The 15,177-nt window shown below is 74.4% G+C and carries 14 protein-coding genes; 5 read left to right on the top strand and 9 right to left on the bottom strand.

What is annotated here, in order from left to right; translation table 11 throughout:
* Positions 1 to 21: 21 nt before the first annotated feature.
* On the top strand, positions 22 to 1,020 hold the full coding sequence (locus ACODT5_RS30525; RefSeq protein WP_422522372.1) for a class I SAM-dependent methyltransferase: 999 nt from the start codon (positions 22 to 24) through the stop codon (positions 1,018 to 1,020).
* A complete protein-coding gene (locus ACODT5_RS30520; protein ID WP_422522371.1) occupies positions 1,017 to 1,529 on the top strand; it encodes a hypothetical protein in 513 nt (170 codons plus the stop codon). Before ACODT5_RS30525 ends, ACODT5_RS30520 begins: the two co-directional genes overlap by 4 nt.
* Here the strand turns inward: ACODT5_RS30520 and ACODT5_RS30515 are convergent.
* Complete coding sequence (locus ACODT5_RS30515) at positions 1,526 to 2,944, bottom strand: MFS transporter (RefSeq protein ID WP_422522370.1); 1,419 nt, start codon at positions 2,942 to 2,944, stop codon at positions 1,526 to 1,528. The two genes, ACODT5_RS30520 and ACODT5_RS30515, sit on opposite strands and share 4 nt — an antisense overlap.
* A 115-nt stretch (positions 2,945 to 3,059) precedes the next feature.
* Here ACODT5_RS30515 and ACODT5_RS30510 point away from each other — a divergent pair, with 115 nt between their 5' ends.
* Entirely contained in the window at positions 3,060 to 3,698 is a 639-nt protein-coding gene (locus tag ACODT5_RS30510) for a helix-turn-helix domain-containing protein (RefSeq protein ID WP_422522369.1), read from the top strand.
* On the opposite strand, the gene ACODT5_RS30505 is transcribed toward ACODT5_RS30510, so the two are convergent.
* The 4 genes from ACODT5_RS30505 to ACODT5_RS30490 form a co-directional block, all read right to left on the bottom strand.
* Positions 3,695 to 4,327 (bottom strand): class F sortase, encoded by a 633-nt coding sequence (locus tag ACODT5_RS30505; protein ID WP_422522368.1) that lies wholly within the window; start codon positions 4,325 to 4,327, stop codon positions 3,695 to 3,697. The genes ACODT5_RS30510 and ACODT5_RS30505 overlap by 4 nt on opposite strands.
* Before the next feature lie 151 nt (positions 4,328 to 4,478).
* The gene (locus tag ACODT5_RS30500) at positions 4,479 to 5,042 is read right to left on the bottom strand and encodes a hypothetical protein (RefSeq protein ID WP_422522367.1); all 564 of its coding nucleotides are present in this window, start codon (positions 5,040 to 5,042) and stop codon (positions 4,479 to 4,481) included.
* 542 nt (positions 5,043 to 5,584) lie between these two features.
* Complete coding sequence (locus tag ACODT5_RS30495; protein ID WP_422522366.1) at positions 5,585 to 6,862, bottom strand: ATP-binding protein; 1,278 nt, start codon at positions 6,860 to 6,862, stop codon at positions 5,585 to 5,587.
* Positions 6,859 to 7,623 carry a hypothetical protein gene (locus ACODT5_RS30490; protein ID WP_422522365.1) on the bottom strand — a complete coding sequence of 255 codons (765 nt, stop codon included), beginning with the start codon at positions 7,621 to 7,623 and terminating at the stop codon, positions 6,859 to 6,861. Before ACODT5_RS30490 ends, ACODT5_RS30495 begins: the two co-directional genes overlap by 4 nt.
* A 201-nt stretch (positions 7,624 to 7,824) precedes the next feature.
* Between ACODT5_RS30490 and ACODT5_RS30485 the strand changes: the two genes are divergently transcribed.
* Positions 7,825 to 8,298 carry a gamma-glutamylcyclotransferase family protein gene (locus ACODT5_RS30485; RefSeq protein WP_422522364.1) on the top strand — a complete coding sequence of 158 codons (474 nt, stop codon included), beginning with the start codon at positions 7,825 to 7,827 and terminating at the stop codon, positions 8,296 to 8,298.
* A 180-nt stretch (positions 8,299 to 8,478) separates the two neighbouring features.
* On the opposite strand, the gene dnaG is transcribed toward ACODT5_RS30485, so the two are convergent.
* From dnaG to ACODT5_RS30465, 4 genes are all read right to left on the bottom strand, one after another.
* Positions 8,479 to 10,401 (bottom strand): DNA primase, encoded by a 1,923-nt coding sequence (gene dnaG, locus ACODT5_RS30480; protein WP_422522363.1) that lies wholly within the window; start codon positions 10,399 to 10,401, stop codon positions 8,479 to 8,481.
* Positions 10,402 to 10,435: 34 nt separating this feature from the next.
* Positions 10,436 to 11,710 (bottom strand): NAD(P)/FAD-dependent oxidoreductase, encoded by a 1,275-nt coding sequence (locus ACODT5_RS30475; RefSeq protein ID WP_422522362.1) that lies wholly within the window; start codon positions 11,708 to 11,710, stop codon positions 10,436 to 10,438.
* Between the two features lie 103 nt (positions 11,711 to 11,813).
* On the bottom strand, positions 11,814 to 13,157 hold the full coding sequence (locus ACODT5_RS30470) for a deoxyguanosinetriphosphate triphosphohydrolase (protein WP_422522361.1): 1,344 nt from the start codon (positions 13,155 to 13,157) through the stop codon (positions 11,814 to 11,816).
* Between the two features lie 77 nt (positions 13,158 to 13,234).
* The gene (locus tag ACODT5_RS30465) at positions 13,235 to 13,975 is read right to left on the bottom strand and encodes a sirohydrochlorin chelatase (protein ID WP_422522360.1); all 741 of its coding nucleotides are present in this window, start codon (positions 13,973 to 13,975) and stop codon (positions 13,235 to 13,237) included.
* Positions 13,976 to 14,547: 572 nt separating this feature from the next.
* On the opposite strand from ACODT5_RS30465, the gene ACODT5_RS30460 reads away from it, so the two are divergent.
* A complete protein-coding gene (locus ACODT5_RS30460; protein ID WP_422525091.1) occupies positions 14,548 to 15,165 on the top strand; it encodes a SanA/YdcF family protein in 618 nt (205 codons plus the stop codon).
* The last annotated feature ends 12 nt before the right edge of the window (positions 15,166 to 15,177 follow it).

Below are 15,177 nucleotides of genomic sequence, written 5' to 3'. Positions count from 1 at the left end.
CCGGGGGATAAAGTTGCCCACGTGCCCCACCTTGAGATATCCGACCTGATCACCGTCACCGATCCGCTCAGCGGGGCGCGACTGCCGGTGTACCGGGGTGATGTGGTCCGACGGCTCGACGAGGCCGGGGACCGGCGCGCGGCCCGGATCGTCGCCGGACTGCCGGCGGGCCCGGACGACGTGCTCGACCCGCTCGCCGTGGACCGGCTGATGATCGGCGTCCACACCGAGCTGCAGCGGCTCAGCGAGGAACTGCGCATCGGGGAACGGCTGGTGCACATCCTGGATCCGCTGTTCGAGGCCATCCGCGAGATCGCGGGCCGCCGCGGCCGGTTCCGCCTGGTCGACATCGGATCCGGGCTCGGCTACCTCGTCCGCTGGCTGGCCTCCACCGGCGCCCTCGGCCCGAACGTCGAGCTGATCGGCGTCGACCTCGACGCCGCCCTCGTCGCCGAGGCCGACCGGCTGGCCCGCGCCGAGGGACTCGACTGCCGGTTCGTCCACGGCAACGCCTTCGACCTCCCGGAGGTCGCCACCGTCTACGTCTCCACCGGGGTGCTCCACCACTTCCGCGGCCCCGAGCTCGCGGCGTTCTTCGAGGCACAGGCCGACTCCCAGGCACTCGCCTTCTGCCACTTCGACATCGCCGCCACCCGGCTGGCACCCGTGGGCGCCTGGATGTTCCACCGCGCCCGGATGCGCCATCCGCTCGGCCGCCACGACGGGGTCGCCTCCGCCCGGCGCGCCCACACGGACGAAACCCTGCTGCGCGCCGCGACCGTACCGGGCATCCGGCCGCTGCTCTACGAACCCCGGGGCCTGTCCAACCCCTTCTGCACCACCCTGCGCCCGGTCCTCGGCATCCGCCCCTACCTGGAGGACCCGCTGCGCCAGGCCCTCGGCCGCTCCTCCCGCCGGCTCGTCGGCGCGGAGCACCTGACCCGCGGCGGACCGCCGAGGCACGACGCCGCGTCCTGGTCCGCCTCCGCCTCCGGGGCCGATGCCGGGGCCGCGCGATGAACCCGGTCCTGCCGCTCGCCGTCCTCGGCCTCGTCGACGCGGCATTCAGCGGCTTCCGCGCCTACACCGGCCGGGACGCCCGCATCCGCAAGCACCGTGCCGTCGTGCGCGCGTCCCTGCGCGGGCTGGCGGTCGGCTCCGTCCTGCTGCTCGCCCCCGCCCTCACGGCGGGCGCCGTGCTGCTGCTCGCCGAGGACACCGACCGGGCGTACGGGGTCCTCGCCGACGGCGGGACCGGCTTCCTCGCCCCGCTCGGGGCCTACGCCCTCGCCGTCGGGCTCTCGCTCGCCGCCTACTTCGCGCTGCCGTTCCGGGCCAGCACCCTCGCCGTGGTCGTCGGGCTCGGCCCGCTGACCCTGGCCCGGCCGCTGGTCGTGGCCGCGGCCTGCGCCGGTGCGCTCCTCGCCGGGGGCGGCTGGACCTCGCTCCTGGTGGGAGTCGTGGCGGGCGCAGCGGTCCTGTGCGTCGAGCCGTACGTCCACCGCCGCTGGTACGCGGTTCCCGTCTAAGCCGTCTCTTCGTGACCGCGGCGGGCCCCGGAGGCCCGGGCCACCACGAAGAGGAACAGTCCGCAGGCCGTCACGAGCAGCCAGCCCGGCCGGGAGGCCCGGGCGAGGCCGTCCGGGCCGGCGCCCGCCGCCAGGGCCGCCGCGACCGCGATGCCGACCGCCGATCCGACCTGCCGGGCGGTGGAGGTGACCGCCCCGGCCACACCGGCGCGGGACGGCGGCAGTCCGCCGATCGCGGTGTGGGTGAGCGGGGCGTTGGCGAAGCCGAACCCGATGCCGATGAGCAGGTGGGCCAGCAGGAGCAGCGGCACGCCCGTGTCCGGGCCCAGGTCCACCAGGCAGAGCCCGCCCGCCGCGGTGAAGCCGCCCGCGAGGAGGAGCGGACGCCGCGGCCCGAGGCGCCCCGTCAGACGGCCGGACCACGGAGCGCACACGGTCGCCCCGAGCGCCATGGGCAGCGTCGCCGCACCGGCGGCGAGCGGGGTCCAGCCGCGGGCGTCCTGCAGGTACAGGGTGGTGAGCAGCAGGCTCACGCTCAGCGCGGCGAACACGGCCACGGCGCCCAGTACCGCCGAGGCGAAGGGCGGCCGCCGGAACAGCCCGAGGTCGATCAGGGGATCGGCCCGGCGGAGCTCGACCCGGACGAAGGCCGACGCCGCCGCCGCGAGGACGGCGTAGCAGGCCAGGGCCGCGGGGGAGGTCCAGCCGATGCGGGGGCCTTCGATCAGGACGCCGACCGAGACGCACAGGGTGGTCGTCAGGAGCAGCTGGCCGGGCAGATCGGGGCGCCGGGCGCGCTGACCGCGGGACTCCGGCACGAACACCGCGACCAGGACGAGCGCGCAGACGACCACCGGGGCGTTGATCCAGAACACCGACCGCCAGCCGAAGGCCGCGATGAGGGCCCCGCCGACGACCGGGCCCGCGGCCATGCTGAGCCCGAAGACGGAGGCCCATATGCCGATGGCCCGGGCGCGCTCCCGCGGGTCGGGCATCGCGTTGACCACGATCGCCAGGGCCACCGGGCTCAGCATCGAGGCCCCGACCCCCTGGACGGCCCGCGCCGCGACGAGGAAGCCGAGCGAGGGGGCCAGGGCGCAGGCGAGCGAGGCGAGACCGAAGACGACCAGCCCGCACCGGAACACGCGACGGCGCCCGAAGCGGTCCGCGAGGGCGCCGGAGGCGATGAGGAGGCCGGCCAGGACCACGGTGTAGGCGTCCACGACCCATGCCAGACCGCGGGTGCCCACCTCCAGACCCCGCCCGATCGCGGGCAGGCCCACGTTGACGATGGTGGTGTCCACTCCGATGAGGAACATGCTCAGCGCGCAGACGGCCAGTACCGTCCACCGCCTGCGCGCGCCCGGGGCGGGCCCGGGCCCCGCTGCCGTACCGGCCGGGATCGTCGTGGTCATGGGTCCGCCTTCGGTCCGGGGCGGCCTGTCGGCCGCCCGCTTCGGATGTCGGCCCATGCTCGGACCGGGCGGTGGCCGCGGCCCAGGAAATTTGCCGGTACCGCAAAATGACCCCATGGGCACGGACGACACGAACAGGGGCGCCGACCTCACGGACCGCGCCGAACTCGCGCGGACCCTCGACGCCATCGGTCCGCGGCTACGGGCACTGCGGCGCGGGCGCGGCCTCACCCTGGAGGCCCTCTCCGAGGCCACCGGGATCTCCGTGAGCACGCTCTCCCGCCTGGAGTCGGGCAAGCGGCGCCCGGCGCTCGAACTGCTCATCCCCCTCGCGCGGACCCACCGCGTGGCCCTGGACCAGCTCGTCGCGGCCCCGGTCACCGGTGACGCGCGCGTCCACCTGCGGCCCCGCCGCCGGGACCACGGGAGCGTCCTGGTCCCCCTGACGCAGTACCCGGGCCGGGTCCAGGTCTTCAAGCAGGTGCTCGCGTACCGGGAACCGAAACTGGTGACCCACACCGGCTACGAATGGCTCTACGTGCTCGCCGGCGAGCTCCACCTCGTCATCGGCGAGCGGAGCCTGACCCTGCGCCCCGGCGAGGTCGCCGAGTTCGACACCGGTGAACCCCACTGGTTCGGCCCCGCCGAAGGCGAGGTGGTGGAGATCCTGCACCTGTTCGGACCCCACGGCGACCAGGCCGTCGTCCGCACCGGCCAGACCGTGCCGGGTGAGGCCGGCCCCGACAGGCCCTAGTACGTGCCCGTCAGGTGGGCGAAGACGACCACGTTGCCCTGGTAGCCGGTGCGCGGGGAGAAGCCCCCGCCGCAGGTGATGACGCGGAGCTCGGCGCGCGGCGAGGACCCGTACACGCGGGAATCGGGGAAGGCCTTGGCGTCGTAGACCTCCACCGCGTGGACGGTGAACACGGCCGTACGCCCGTCAGCGCGGGCGATCTCGATCTGGGCCCCCCGGCGCAGCGCGCCGAGGTGGTAGAAGACCGCGGGCCCGGCGGCGTCGTCCACGTGCCCGGCGACGACGGCCGTGCCGGTGGCGCCCGGGGTGGTGCCCTCGCGGTACCAGCCCGCCAGGTCCCGGCGGGCGGGCGATGGCACCTCGAGACTGCCGTCGGCCTGCAGCCCCAGCCCGGTGAGCGGGGCGTCCACCCGGATGGACGGGATCCGGATCCGGGTGGGCGGGGAACCGGGGAGCGCGGAGATGGCTCCGGGGAACCGGGCCTGGGCGCTCAGTGCCTCACCGGGGGAGGGCAGCGGAGGCCGGACGGGCTCGCTGGAGCCGCTGCCGATGAGCCAGACGCCGATGCAGGCGGCCAGCGCGACGAGTCCGCCGCCGCGGGCGCGGGCGCGGCGTGCCTCTGCCTCCATGCGGCCCCCTCGGCTTGGTGACGTGGTGACGTGGTGACCTGTGGCGTGGTGACTGGCCGTCGCCCGGCCCCGCGAACGGGGGGGACCTCGCGGGGCGGGCGACGGGGGACGGTACCGGTCGGACCGCGGCCGGAGCCGCGGTGGGCGTCCGTCAGTTCCGCGTGCCGCTCGCCCGGCGACGCAGGAACCAGGTACCGCCGACGGCGGTGGCGGCCAGCACTGCCGCTCCCGCCGCGATCTTGGCGGGGTCGGTGGTGGTGGTCGTGCCACCGCCCACCCCGGTGCGCACGTGGCCCTGGGGGGCCCGGTCGTGCTCGGTGACGATCAGGTCGCCGGTGGCGAACTTGCCGTTCGCGCAGGTGGCGCCGATCGAGTGGGTGCCGGGGTGGGTTCCGCGGGCGACCTGGAACTGTCCCACGACCACCTCCTTGTGGGTGCCCGGAACCAGCTTGAAGCGGCCGCCTCCGACGGTGGTGGCGTCGCCCTCGGCGTGGCTGCCCGGGCCGCAGGCCTTCGTGTTCACCGTGACGGTGGTGCCGGGGGCGGCGGACTTGGGCCACACCTCCAGCGGGGCGAAGTCGCCGGCCGCGAAGCCCGTCATGCCGAAGCCCGTCATGCCCAGGTCCGCGGCGGCGACCGCGCCGGCGACCGGGCCGGTGAACGCGGCGGCGGTCAGCGCGGTGGCGGTGAGCACGTGGGCGGTGCGTCGGCGCATGGGGGGTCTCCTGTGGACACGGGGTCGTGTTTCCGAGGTAACCCGGGAGTGGGGGCGGGCGCCTGCTGATGCTGTGTCAGATCGGCGGTGGGGGGTGGGGTTGGCGGAGCGTTCTCCCAGGTGGGGTGCGGTGCGGGGGCAATCGTGGGGCCCGACCCCGTCCGGGTGACGGTGGCCTCGCGGGTGCGGGTCGCCGCTGCGCGGAGCCCGTCCCCGCCCCGCCCTTTCTCCGTTTCCCGGGACTCCGCCCCGGCCCCCGCGCCTCAAACGCCGGCGGGGCTGGAAGGGCTGGGCCCCGCCCCCGGACTGCGGGCCTCAGGCGCCGGTGTGGCTGGGTGGGCTGGGCTCCGTCCCCGGGTCCCGGGGTTCGCGCGCCGGTGGGGTCGGAAGGGCCCCGTCCCCGGACCGCGGGCCTCAGGCGCCGGTGTGGCGGGGTGGGCTGAGCTCCGCTCCGGGCCCCGTGCCTCAGGCGTTGGTGTGGCTGGGTGGGATGGGTTCCGTCCCCGGGTTCCGGGGCTCGGGCGGTGGTGGGGGTGGTGGGGTCAGGCCGGGGGGAGGGTGAGGGTGGCCGCGGCGCCTGTGGGGGTGGGGTTGGTGAGGGTGATGCGGGCGCCGATGACCTGGGCCTGGCCCAGGGCGATGGTCAGGCCCAGGCCCGTGCCCTGGCCGCGTTCGGTCGCGCCCGTCAGGAAGCGTTGCGGGCCGTCCCGCAGCAGGGTTTCCGGGAAGCCCGGACCATGGTCCCGGACGGTGACCGTGTTCCCGGCGACCTTCACGGTGATCGGGTCCCCGCCGTGCTTGCGGGCGTTGACCAGCAGGTTCGTCAGGATCCGCTCGAGGCGCCGGACGTCCGTGCGGACGCGGGCCGTGCCGTTGGCAGTGCCCAGGAGTTGTGCCTCCACCCCCGAACGCCGGATGACGGCCTCCACCAGCGGTCCGAGGAGGTGGACGTCCAGCTGGGCCACCTCCCGGTCCCCGTCCAGCCGGGCCACCTCCAGGAGGTCCTCCGTCAGACCGCGCAGGGCCGCGACCCGGTCGCGCACCAGCTCGGTGGGCCGCCCCGGAGGGAGGAGTTCGGCGGCGGTGTGCAGCCCGGTCAGCGGGGTCCGCAGCTCGTGCGCCACGTCCGCCGTGAACCGCTGCTCCGCCACCAGCCGCCGCTGCAGGCTCGCCGCCATCGTGTCGACCGCCGCGGACAGTTCGGCCACCTCGTTCCGCGTCCCCGGCACGCCCGACGGGCCGATCCGCGCGTCCAGTTCGCCCGTGCTGATCCGCCGGGCGGTCTCGGCCGCGGACCGCAGGTCCTTGCTCAGCCGGCTGGCCAGCGCCGCTCCGCCGGTCGCGGCGAGAGTGACGACGACCGCCCCGAAGGCCATCAACTTCTGGTCCAGTTCCCACAGTTCCGCCTGTTCCCCCGCCAGCGACTGCCGTACGGAGAGCACTTGGTCGCTGCCGACGGGCCGGGCGGCCCACACCGCCGGGTGGGGGCCGTGCAGGTCGAGGTAGGTGGTGCGCTGCCCGGAGAGGGCGGCCTGCCGCAGGGGCTCCGGCAGGCTCGGACAGTCGAGGCGCGCGTCGGCCTCCCCGACCTTGTCGAAGTCCAGCTGGCCCGTGAGCTCGTACACCTGCCGCACCCGGACGAGCTGCGCGAGGGCGCTCTTGCGCGCAGCGTCGGCCACCTGGTTCGCGCGGGCCTCGTGGATCAGGATGCCGATGGTGAGCGCGACGAGCGAACAGCCGACGGCGAGCAGGACGGCGATCTTCCACCGCAGGCCGAGGGAGTGCAGGAGCCGGCGGCAGCGCAGCAGGGTGCGCTTCACCTGGCGGCCCGGTGCGTGGGTTCGGGCGAGGGGGAGTCGGTCGGCCGCGCGGCCGGGCAGTCGCCGGAGCGGGAGCCGGAGCCGAAGTCGGAGCCGGACCCCGACCCCGACCCGTAGCCGGAGCCCCGGCCGGAGATGGCGTTGCCGAACCTGTGCTCGTCGCTGAGCACGCTCATCCGCTGGCCGTCCCAGTGGTAGCGGATGTCGTGCGCGGATCCGTCCTCGTCGGTGGTGCGGACCAGCAGGTCGGTGCCGAGCACCTCGGCGCTCAGCCGCCGGCCGCTGGTGAACAGGATCGGCACGATCTTCCCGCCGGCCGCGGTGTAGACGCTCAGCACCGAACGCCCCGTCGGGCTGTCGGCGGCGACGATCAGCTCGGGCTTCCCGTTGCCCGTCAGGTCCGCGAACCGGGCCGGCCGTACCCCGGCCTTGCCCGGGCCCTCGATCTTCTTCCCGCCCCCGAAGCGCTTCATCGTCTTGTCCGCGCGGAGCACGGCCATCACGTCGACCTTCTCGATCCCCTCAGGACCCACCTCCGGGGCACCCTCGAGGGGCTGCGGCGGCGGTACCCGCCCGGCCACCGCCGTACCGCTGGAGCTCGGGGACTCGGTCCACGAAGGCCACAGCGGTTTCGGCCGGGGCTGGGAGGACACGGGCGGTACGGCCTCGCGGTGCCCGAGCCCCCCGGGTGCACCGCAGCCGCCCAGGCCGATGCAGAGCAGGGCGGCTGCGGCGATGCTGCGGCGGGTCGGTCGAGTCATGGAGGCGGAACCGTCGGGTGGTGGGGGAGGGCGGGGCGTGGGGAGGCAGACTGACGGTAGACGGCGTCGGTCACGGAGGCCGGGCGGTTGTGTAACAGCGGTGCGTACGCGGGCTCCCGCGGCCGAAGTCGGGACCTTCGGCCCGGCCCGCGGCCGGTGGGAGTCCGGTCAGCAGCTCAGTCTGAAGCGAGGGAGGCCCGCATGACATCGGCCGATCGGCCGGAAGGCCACGCCGAAGGAACGGTTCCGCAGGAGGAGTGGGTCGAGGAGCTCCCGCTCTTCGTCTACGGCACCCTGCGCCCCGGCGAGGTCAACCACGACCTGTTCCTGCGCGGCCGCACGGCCGCCGAGGAGCCGGCCCGCCTCCCGGACGCGGCCCTCTACGAGGGCCCCGGATACCCGTACGCCGTGGACCGCCCCGGCTCCGCCATAGCCGGAGAGCTGATCACCCCGGCCCCCGGCGCCTACGGGGAACTCCTCGCGGCGCTCGACCTGCTGGAGGAGTACGGGGGCCCCGGTCACCCCGCCAACATCTACGACCGCGCCGCCCGCGAGGCCCTGCGCCCCGACGGCACCCCGGTCCGCGCCTGGGTCTACCTGGCGGCCCCACCCCTGGCCCACCGCCTGGCCCGCTCCGGCACCCCCATCCCGGGCGGCGACTGGCTGCGCCGCTAGGCCGTCTCTTTCGGATCTTGCCGGGTCCGCGCCGCCCGGCACCGCACCTCGCCGCGCTGCCGGGGCGCCCGAGTACGTCCAGTACGCGGGAGCCCCGGCAGTGCGGCGAGGCACGGCACCGGACGACGCGGACCTGACCGACAAGATCCGAAAGAGACGGCCTAGGCCGGCTTCCGGGCCTTACAGGCCTTCCGCGCCGCGGTTGCGCAGGCGCTGGCCGTACTGCTGGAGGACCCAGAGCTCTTCCTGGACCGCCGCCAGCTGTTCCGGTGCGTCCTGGTGGCCGAGGCGGGCCAGGGTGCCCTGGATCTCGTGGACCCGGCGGTCGACCGCGCGGAGGCGGACCTGGACCAGCTGGACCCCGGCGTAGACCTCGTCCACGGTCTTCGCGTGGATGGCCTCGACGACGAGCTCGGTGACCAGCGCGCGGACGGTGTCGTTCGGCGCGGCGTCCCGGACCCGGGGCAGGTAGTCCTCGGTGCCGAGCGAGGCGCCGCCGGCGTCCAGGATGGCCTGGCGCACGGCCGCGTAGGGCGGGGCGGTGAACTCGTCCATCCCGTACGCGTCGAAGGCGGGGGAGACCAGGGCGGGGCGCTGGAGCGCCAGCTTGAGCAGCTCGCGCTCGGTGATGTGGGCGGGGCTGCGCAGGTTCAGCGCGGGGCCCGTCGGGTTCGAGGACGGCGCCGGGATGTCCTCGTACGAGTGGCCGGAGTGGCCGGAGCCGCCGGACTGGCCCCGGCGCTGCTGCTGGGGCTGGTTGCCGCGCTCCCGGGCCCAGCGGTCGAGCTGGGCGATCCGCTTGACCACGAACTGCTCGTCGCGCATGCCCAGCATGCCCGCCAGCTGGACCGCCGACTCGTGCTGGATCGCGACGTTCTTGATCTTCTTGATGATCGGGGCGGCTTCTTCCAGCGCGGCGGCCCGCCCCGCCGGGTTCTCCAGGTTGTGCCGGGCCACGATGTGCTTCAGCGCGAACTCGAACAGCGGGGTGCGGGCCTCGACCAGCCCCGATACGGCCGCGTCGCCCTTGGCCAGGCGCAGGTCGCAGGGGTCCATGCCGCCGGGGGCGATGGTGATGGAGGTCTCCGCGGCGAACTTCTGGTCGTCCTCGAAGGCCCGCAGCGCGGCCTTCTGTCCGGCCGCGTCCCCGTCGAAGGTGAAGATCACCTCGGCGGTCGCGTTGTCCATGAGCAGCCGGCGCAGGATCTTGATGTGGTCGCCGCCGAAGGCGGTGCCGCAGGTGGCGATCGCGGTGGTGACCCCGGCCATGTGACAGGCCATGACGTCGGTGTAGCCCTCGACCACGACGGCCCGGGAGGTCTTGGCGATCTCCTTCTTGGCCAGGTCGATGCCGTACAGCACCTGGGACTTCTTGTAGATCGCCGTCTCGGGCGTGTTCAGGTACTTGGGGCCGTTGTCGTCGTCGCGCAGCTTGCGCGCGCCGAAGCCGACGACCTCGCCGCTGATGTCGCGGATCGGCCACATCAGCCGGCCGCGGAAGCGGTCGATGGGCTTCCCGCTGCGGCTGTCCTGGGACAGGCCCGAGGTGACCAGTTCCTTGTCGCTGAAGCCCTTGCCGCGCAGGAAGCGGGTCAGGTGGTCCCAGCCGGCCGGGCTGTAGCCGACGCTGAAGTGCTGGGCGGCGGCCTGGTCGAAGCCGCGCTCGGCCAGGAACTTGCGGCCGATCTCCGCTTCGGCGCTGCCGAGCTGGTCCGTGTAGAACTCGGCCGCGGCCTTGTTCGCCTCGACCAGCCGGATCCGCTCGCCGCGCCCGCTGCTGCCGGCGGTGTAGCCGCCCTCTTCGTACCGCAGGGTGATGCCGGCCAGGCCGGCGAGCCGCTCCACCGCCTCCGAGAAGGAGAGGTGGTCGATCTTCATGACGAAGTCGAGGGTGTCCCCGCCCGCCTGGCAGCCGAAGCAGTGGTAGAAGCCCTTGCTGGGGCTGACCTGGAAGGACGGGGACTTCTCGTCGTGGAAGGGGCAGAGGCCCTTGAGGTTGCCGCCGCCCGCGTTGCGCAGCTGGAGGTACTCCGAGACCACGGCGTCGATCGGGACCGCGTCCCGTACCGCCTTCACGTCGTCGTCGTTGATCCGTCCTGCCACCGCGCCAGTCTACGGCCGGGCGAGGGCAATCCCGTCAGGCCCCTTCCGCCGGAACCAGTGCCGAAAGCGGAATCGACGGATCCGCCAGCTTCTCCCGGTCCACGGGCGCCTTCGACCTGATCAGGGCCTGGATGTCCTCGGTGACGTCCCACACGTTCACGTTCATTCCGGCCAGCACCCGGCCGTCCGAGAGCCAGAAGGCGATGAACTCCCGCTTGCCCGCGTCCCCGCGGATCAGCACCTGGTCGTAGCCGCCCACCGGGGCGTACCCCGAGTACTCCAGGCCCACGTCGTACTGGTCGGAGAAGAAGTACGGCACCCGGTCGTACGAGACCTCCTGCCCCAGCATCGCCCGCGCGGCGGCCGGACCGCCGTTCAGCGCGTTCGCCCAGTGCTCCACCCGCAGCCGGGCCCCCAGCACCGGGTGGTGCGCGGCCGCCACGTCGCCGACCGCGTAGACGTCCGGGTCGGAGGTGCGCAGCGAGGCGTCCACGGCGATCCCGCCCCCGTGCTCCCGGTCGACCAGGGCCAGGCCGGAGGTCTCCGCCAGCGCGGTCCGCGGGGCGGCCCCGATCGCCGCGAGGACCGCGTGCGCCGGGTGCTCCTCCCCGTCGTCCGTACGGGCCGCCAGCACCATGCCGTCGTGCCCGACGATCTCCGTCAGATGGGAGCCGAAGTGGAAGCGGACCCCGTGCTCGGTGTGCAGGTCGGCGAAGAGCCGGCCGACCTCCGGACCGAGCACCGCGTGCAGCGGGGTCGGCGCCGGCTCGATCACGGTGACCTCGGCCCCGTACCCGCGGGCCGCCGCCGCGACCTCCAGGCCGATCCAGCCGGCGCCCGCGATCAGCAGGTGCCCGTTGTCCCGGCCCAGGCCCGCCAGGGCCCCCCGCAGCCGCTCCGCGTGCGAGAGCCGGCGCAGGTGGTGCACTCCGACCAGCTCGGTGCCCGGGATGTCCAGCCGGCGCGGTTCGGCGCCGGTGGCCAGCAGCAGCTTGTCGTAGGGCAGCGCCGTGCCGTCGCCGAGGACCACCTTCTTGGCGTCCCGGTCGAGGTGGACCGCGGGCTGGCCGAGGTGCAGCTCGATGTCGGAGGCCGCGTACCAGGACGGTTCGTGCACGAAGACGCTCTCGCGCTCCTCCTTGCCCGCCAGGTACCCCTTGGAGAGCGGCGGCCGCTCGTACGGATGCTCACGCTCGTCGCCGATCAGGATCACCCGCCCCGTGAACCCCTCGGACCTCAGCGTTTCGGCCGCCTTAGCCCCGGCGAGCCCTGCGCCGACGATGACGAACGTCCGGTGTGCGTCGACCACCTGATGCCTCCTCATAACCTCTGCGCCACATGCGGGCACATGCGGGCACATGCGAGCGTCCCGCACCGAGCCTGCCGCGTGAAGGGGGAATGGCCCGATCGGCTCACCCTTCGGCGCGTCGCGCGCGCTGGGTGAGGCGGGCGTGAAGGGAGCGGGCGGAGGCGTCCGTGAGGGCCGCGAGCTGGTCCACGACCGCCCGCTTCCTGGCCCGGTCGTCCGGGGCCGCGTCGAAGATCGCGCGGAACTGGGGGTCCAGACCCTCGGGCGCGCGGGCGCTGACGGCCTCCGCGAGCTCGGCCAGAACGATGCGCTGATCGGCTCGGATCCGCTCCTGCTCGTCGCGCTGCATGACGTACAGGTCGGCCACCGCCTTCAGTACGGCGCACTCGTTGCGGGCCTCGCGCGGCACCACCAGCTCCGCCGCGTACCGGGTCAGCCGGCCGGTCCCGTACGCCTGCCGGGTGGCGCCCTCGGCGGCCAGGCAGAAACGGCCGATCAGCTGGCTGGTCGCGTCCTTCAGCCGGGCCTGGGCCACGGCCGAGCCGTCGTACCCGTGCGGCCACCACTCCTGCTCCATCAAACGGTCCAGGGCCTCGCGCAGCTCCTCCGGCTCGGTGTCGGCGGGCACGTACCGGCCGATGGCCACCCGCCAGATCTCGGCCCGCTCGGGCTCGGCGAACAGCAGGTTCGGGTCGAGGTGGCCGGCGTGCAGGCCGTCCTCGAAGTCGTGCACGGAGTACGCCACGTCGTCCGACCAGTCCATGACCTGCGCCTCGAAGCACTTGCGGTCCGCGGGCGCACCGCGGCGCAGCCACTCGAAGACCGGCAGGTCGTCCTCGTACGCGCCGAACTTCACCGAGCCCGGGTCGGTGGGGTGGTCCCCGCGCGCCCAGGGGTACTTGGTGGCGGCGTCCAGGCAGGCCCGGGTGAGGTTGAGCCCGACGCTGACCAGCTCGCCGCTCGCCGGATCGGGGACGAACCGCTTGGGCTCCAGGCGGGTCAGCAGGCGCAGCGACTGGGCGTTGCCCTCGAAGCCGCCGCAGTCCTTGGCGAACTCGTTGAGCGCTTCCTCGCCGTTGTGGCCGAAGGGCGGGTGCCCCATGTCGTGCGACAGGCAGGCGGCTTCGACCAGATCGGGATCGCAGCCGAGCGCGGCGCCGAGCTCGCGGCCGACCTGGGCGCATTCGAGCGAGTGCGTCAGCCGGGTACGAGGACTCGCGTCCCAGTCGTACGAACGCGTCCCCGGGGTCACCACCTGGGTCTTCCCGGCGAGCCTGCGCAGGGCGGCGGAGTGCAGCACGCGGGCGCGGTCGCGCTGGAAGGCGGTCCGCCCGGGCCGTTTGTCGGGCTCGGTGGCCCAGCGCTCGGTATCGGCGGGCTCGTACGGCTCGCCGGGCAGGTCGAGGGCGGGTCGGACAGGTGCGGTGGTGCCTTCCATGCCTTCCATGGTCCAAACCGTAACCGCATCGACCGACAAGACGAGTCAAGAGGAGCAATCCGAGCGATTGTGAACCAACCGGGCCGTTACGCGGTGGCCAGTTCGAGCGGCTGCTCCCGTCCTACGGGCGCTGCGAGCGCGGCGGCGGCTTCGTCGTAGCGCTGGAGCACCAGGCGGGCCAGCGCCGGATGGGCGCCCAGCGGGGCGGCGGCCGGACCCGGCGCGGCGGCGGCGCTCGCGGCGGCGAAGCGGCCCGGGGCGGTGAAGTAGGAGGCGACCGCGACCCGGTGGAGGCCCCGCGCGGCCAGCGCCCGTACGGCGGCGGGCACTGCGGGCGCGGTGCCCGAGGCGTAGGCGGCCACCACGGGCACTCCACCGAGCCGTTCCGAGAGCAGGTCGGCGGTGGCCCGCACATCGGCGGCGGAGTCGGGGTCGCGGGACCCGGCGGCGGCCAGCACCACGGCCGACCCGGCGCTCCAGCCGGCCTCCACGAGCCGCTCGTACAGGGCCTCGACGAGCAGCGGATGCGGCCCGAGCGGGGCGGCGACGCGGGTCCGCAGGTGCCCGGCGCGGGCCGCGGCGGCCGGCAGGTCCCGCTTGACGTGGGTCCCGCGGCCGAGCAGCAGCGGCACCAGGACGGCGGCTCCGGCGGCCCGTTCGGGCGCGAGGGTGTGGTCCAGCAGCGGGTGGTTCAGCTCGATGTGACCGAGCCGGACGTCGAGGCGGGGGCGGAGCTCGCGGACGCGTTCGAGCAGGGCCTGGACGGTGTGGAGGGCGCGCGGATCGCGGCTGCCGTGGGCCACGGCGACGAGGGCGGGCTGCTGCATGGGGGGACTCCTGCGTGGTGTCGGGGGCGCAGACCGCTGAGCTGCGTACCGAGCTGGGCGGTGATCCGGGTCAGCAGCTCCGCCGTGGTCGCGGGCGGCAGCGGGGGGAGGGGCTGGGGCAGGGACTCGGGAGGATGCGCCGGCTCCGTCATGAACCGATCCTGCGGGCGGCAGGTTGCCGCTGCGTTGCGCCGGGGTGACGGGTGTTTTCCACCTGCTCACAGGGGGGTGGACGGCGGGGGTGGGGAACCCGCTGCAGCGTGCGGCGCTGTCAACGCCGGAGAGCTGGAAAATCCAGCCCGTCCGGCGTTCGAGGACCGGGGGTCCGGGGCGGAGCCCTGGGGAAAGGTGGAAGGGCGGGTAGGGGACGGCTCCCGCAGGGCCCCCGCGCGCTGCCGGCCGGAAACCGCCGGGGGCGTACACGCGTCCGTAGTCGACAGGACCATCAAAGGGGCATTGCATTGAAGCGCGCAGCGGTACGTGACCTGCTCGGGGCGACCCGGGACCGGCTGGCCGTACGGATCACGGTGCCCCGCACCGTACGGGCCCGGCGGCGGGCCGTGCAGGTGGTGATGGCGGCCTGCGTGCTGGCCCTGCTGCCGTCGGCATGGACGCACGCGTCCGCCGGACCCCGGCTGCGGACCACCGCCGACGCGCCCGCCGCCGAGGTGGCGATGGTGTTCGGCGCCGGGCTGCTGTGGAACGGCCGCCCGACCCCGTACCTCCGCGACCGGCTGGACGCCGCCGTCGCGCTCTACCGCGCGGGCAGGGTCAAGGTCGTCCTGGTCACCGGCGACAACAGCCGCACCGAGTACGACGAGCCCGACGCGATGCGCACGTACCTGAAGGAACACGGAGTGCCGGACGGCCGGATCGTCAGCGACTACGCCGGCTTCGACTCGTGGGACTCCTGCGTCCGGGCCAAGGAGGTCTTCGGGGTGCACCGGGCGGTGCTGATCAGCCAGGGCTTCCACATCCGCCGGGCGGTCGCGCTGTGCCGGGCCGCGGGGGTGGACTCGTACGGGGTCGGGGTGGACGACGTACACGACGCGACCTGGTACTACGGCGGCGCGCGCGAGGTCTTCGCGGCCGGCAAGGCGGCGATGGACGCCGTGCTCAAGCCTGAGCCGCGCTTCCTGGGGCCGAAGGAGGAGGGGGTTTCGCGGGCCCTGGCCTCTCTGGCAGACTGACGCGACCGTCGG

This window comes from Streptomyces tatrensis, from assembly GCF_049310065.1.
In the GTDB taxonomy this organism is placed as follows: Bacteria; Actinomycetota; Actinomycetes; order Streptomycetales; family Streptomycetaceae; genus Streptomyces.
Note: the sequence above shows the minus strand (reverse complement) of the source record. Positions and strands in the feature narration are given on the sequence as shown.